Source organism: Nostoc paludosum FACHB-159 (assembly GCF_014698835.1).
GTDB classification, from domain to species: Bacteria; Cyanobacteriota; Cyanobacteriia; order Cyanobacteriales; family Nostocaceae; genus Nostoc; species Nostoc paludosum.
This window is the reverse complement of record NZ_JACJTU010000146.1, coordinates 1-3,475: the sequence shown is the minus strand read 5'-3', so window position 1 is coordinate 3,475 and position 3,475 is coordinate 1. Positions and strand designations below refer to the sequence as shown.

The 3,475-nt window shown below is 40.5% G+C and carries 4 protein-coding genes; all 4 read right to left on the bottom strand.

Annotated elements, in window-relative coordinates:
• Nucleotides 1-326: 326 nt before the first annotated feature.
• Complete coding sequence (locus H6H03_RS39495) at nt 327-1,445, bottom strand: ATP-dependent 6-phosphofructokinase (RefSeq protein WP_190960408.1); 1,119 nt, start codon at nt 1,443-1,445, stop codon at nt 327-329.
• 49 nt (nt 1,446-1,494) lie between these two features.
• The gene (locus tag H6H03_RS39490) at nt 1,495-1,689 is read right to left on the bottom strand and encodes a DUF2949 domain-containing protein (protein ID WP_190960407.1); all 195 of its coding nucleotides are present in this window, start codon (nt 1,687-1,689) and stop codon (nt 1,495-1,497) included.
• A 709-nt stretch (nt 1,690-2,398) separates the two neighbouring features.
• Entirely contained in the window at nt 2,399-3,193 is a 795-nt protein-coding gene (locus H6H03_RS39480; protein WP_242058239.1) for an IS4 family transposase, read from the bottom strand.
• 85 nt (nt 3,194-3,278) lie between these two features.
• Nucleotides 3,279-3,475, bottom strand: a 197-nt coding sequence (locus tag H6H03_RS39995; protein WP_206758007.1) for a hypothetical protein, incomplete at its 5' end; no start/stop codon positions are given.

Below are 3,475 nucleotides of genomic sequence, written 5' to 3'. Positions count from 1 at the left end.
GCCTGAGCCTATTTTATTAACCCAGATTTTTGCCAAACTTACTTCTTTAGGACGTATTCATCCCGTTTCTACAGGTCTTGAAACCTCGTAAATTGGCTAAGGTATTGGTTGTGAGAGACAATAACTCTACTACCAAATGCCCTACCTCTTCATACTCTTATTTTGGCAATGGTATTGTTATGGCGCACTAAAATTCAATTTATATAGTGCTACACCCTGCCCTATCTAGGTTTCACCTTTTCAAGCGTGACAATCGAAGTCCACACACCAACATCAAGTTTCCAACGTCAAAGTCTGATTCCAAATTTGAAGTATAAGCAATTAGTTTAGTCATTTTTCAAGCAACTGGGCTTTGATTGTTGGGAAAATTGAAAACCATTGCCTACATAAATGCCCAAAGAGCGAGCAATGGGAACTAAATACCCGTTAGCATCCACAGGCGAAGGACTTTGAAGCATTACTTCTTGCAAAGGGACAGCAACAACTTGTCCATTTTGCCAAGCTACCATCTGGTCATATTTGCCTTGTGCGGCCAAATCCACTGCGGTTTTACCAAAAGCTGTCGCCACTAGACGGTCTAAGGCAGAGGGAATACCGCCTCGTTGAATATGACCTAGAACTGAAACTCGTGTTTCTATCTTCTCAGCACTACAATGGCTAATTTGATCGGCTATGTATTGACCCATTCCGCACTTTGTAGTTAGCTGACACAACCCGTCACAATCAGCTGAGCCTTTTACCGCTTCAATGCCTTCCGCAACTACGACAATCGCAAATTTGCGCCAAGAGCGATCGCGTAGTTGAGCAAGATGCTGGCAAACTCCCTCAATTGAATAAGGTATTTCTGGAATTAAGATTACATCTGCCCCGCCTGCTATACCTGCTTGCAGGGCTAAATGGCCTGCTTTTCTACCCATGACTTCCACAATCATCACCCGATCGTGACTGGCAGCTGTAAAAGTTAGGCTGTTGAGAGCATTTGTAATTGTGTTAACAGCAGTATCAAATCCCACAGACCTTTCTGTGAGTGCGACATCATTATCAATTGTTTTCGGAACACCGATAAAATTCCAATTTCCTTGATGTGCAAGATTGTGAAGAATACTTAAGCTACCATCACCACCAATACCAATTAGTGCATCTAGCTCTAACATCTGATAACCGGCAATAATCTCACTAGTATGTGCTAGCGTATCTCCTTTGTTGATAGTTCCTAAGATAGTTCCTCCCATCGAAAGCAAGGGATCAATCCCACGCAAGTCTAAACCGTGCATCTTAAGAGTAGTTGCTTTAGCTTCTAACAATCCCTGCGTTGCATAAGAAATTCCCAACACTTCCCAATCATAAGTGAGTGTTGCATGACTCACAACAGCCCGAATCACAGCATTAAGCCCAGGACAGTCTCCACCACTGGTGAGAATACCAATTCTTTTGCGGTTTTTCATAAGATTATTCAATGAGAAGTATCTATACAACAGAAATTGTTGGTTAAATTTAGGATGTTACTTCTAACCAGTCAAAAATCTGGTTGAGCTGGGTCAAAGTTACTAAACCGTACTGCCAAAGAACCATAGGCAACAAACTTGGAGTTTGCTCAACATGACGTAAAGCCAAGCTGATAGCAGTAGCAGGGATTGCCAGTTCTTCTAGTAAAAAGTTAATTAATTTAGTGTGTTGTCTAGGCTCCATGTTGATTTCCCTTCTATAGCTTTGCCTATACAGGACATAGATAAAATTACGCAAAACATTTGAGGAACCTGTGAGGAAGTGTAATATTATCGAAACAATCGGGTCTAAGACCTCGCCTTTTAAGGCGAAAAGTTTTTGGAACGGGGTATAAATCCTCGTTACAAAAACGGCCTCCTGCCTCCGTTCGGACTTCGGCGTGAGCGCTCAGTCGAACGCTGACACTCACGGCGAAGCCTGCCTCCTGCCCCCTGCCTCCGTTAACTCTTCAGTTTCATCAGACTAAGAGAAATAATATTTTTAGTAAAAAATTATACTTACAAAAGCCAGACAATCGGGAATCAACTCCTGTATCATAATTATGATTCTTCACAATTTTCTCAATTTCTGTGAGACGTAACCAGCCAATTTATGCTTTAGTCGCTTATGGGAAGCCAGTTTGTTGGGGAGGTTCCCTGCGTATCTAAAATCCAAAATCTTAAATTGGATGACAGCCACAATCCAACATCTTCACAAGTTCCTCAAAGTATCTCCCTATAGAACCCATTTGGGATCTATTCGTTAGCTAGACGTTTGAGCATTAGTCTAATGAAGCAAAGGTTGAGTTTTGCTGTGGCATGGCTGAGAGTTTTTTCAAACTTTTTAACCAAACTCTTACACTTCAAGGAGCGACAAGCGAGTTAAAGTGCTTGCTGTATAAGCTTCATGGCTCTTAAACCTCGCTGATAATATGCTGCTTATTGCGAATCGAACCGACCAGTTCCTCAACCCATGCTTGACAGCCATGCCAAGCAACTATCCAATTAAAACCATATAAACCTATCCAAAAATTACTATGCCTTTTTTGAATTTTACCTCGCTCTTGAGAACGACAGACATAAGATTGTTGTCGCTGTAATTTAATTTTTTGACCTTGTAGCCAAGCACTAGTCATTGCTAAAGCAATTAAAAAAATTAAACGTACAAGTCTATCAGGGCTGGCTTGAGAACTTTCTAAATTGTAACCGCCTGTTTTACAATCTTTAAACATTGCCTCAATCCCAAAACGTTGAGCATATGTTTTGAGGGCAGTGTTTAAGTCAGGTAAATTAGTTAATAAATACCAAGCGTCTTTTTCTTGTTTACCCTTATACTTTCTTTTCCAGTAGACTCCTAAATTAAACCGACCAAAGCCACGTTTTTGAGTTACCTTGATGTTGGTGTAAAATTGACGGACACCAGGATAAATCTCAATGTTACTTAAAGGCTGAAATTTCTGCCTTTTCTCTTGAAAAGTAGTGTCTTTTTTTTGACGGAGTACAAAACTCATATTCTGCTTTTGGAGCCAATGTGCTAGTTCTACACTATGGAATTCTCTGTCCCCAATAATTTCGAGTTTGTACTTTTTTAATAGGCGAATTACTGGACGTAATACTTTTTGTTGTTCTTCTAGGTTGCTACTACCATCTTTTCCTAGCAGACACCAATATATTGGCCAAGCTCTTTTTTGGTAAATCACACTCACCATCAACACATTATTTTCTTTCTACTGTGTTCTATCCATCGCAATAGTTAGTTGTGACCGTGCTTGAAAATGTTGGTTAATTATGGCTTCAATGATGGGAAACCATAGCAATACTACACTTCTTCGCATTCAACGTTAAAAACCTTTGTATATGCCGTCTACGACTGTTTTGCTGTATTAGACTCATCCGCGAATCATGAAAGCTTACCAGGAGAGAGTTACAAGGATTTGCACGGAAGGAGCGATCGCCATCTGGCAGTACGAGAAAATGAGGGTTTGAAGGCA

What these genes read in the sequence shown, in the direction of transcription:
- H6H03_RS39495 (WP_190960408.1), bottom strand. Translation starts at nt 1,445, where the DNA reads ATGAAAAACCGCAAAAGAATTGGTATTCTCACCAGTGGTGGAGACTGT.
- H6H03_RS39490 (WP_190960407.1), bottom strand. Translation starts at nt 1,689, where the DNA reads ATGGAGCCTAGACAACACACTAAATTAATTAACTTTTTACTAGAAGAA.
- H6H03_RS39480 (WP_242058239.1), bottom strand. Translation starts at nt 3,193, where the DNA reads ATGGTGAGTGTGATTTACCAAAAAAGAGCTTGGCCAATATATTGGTGT.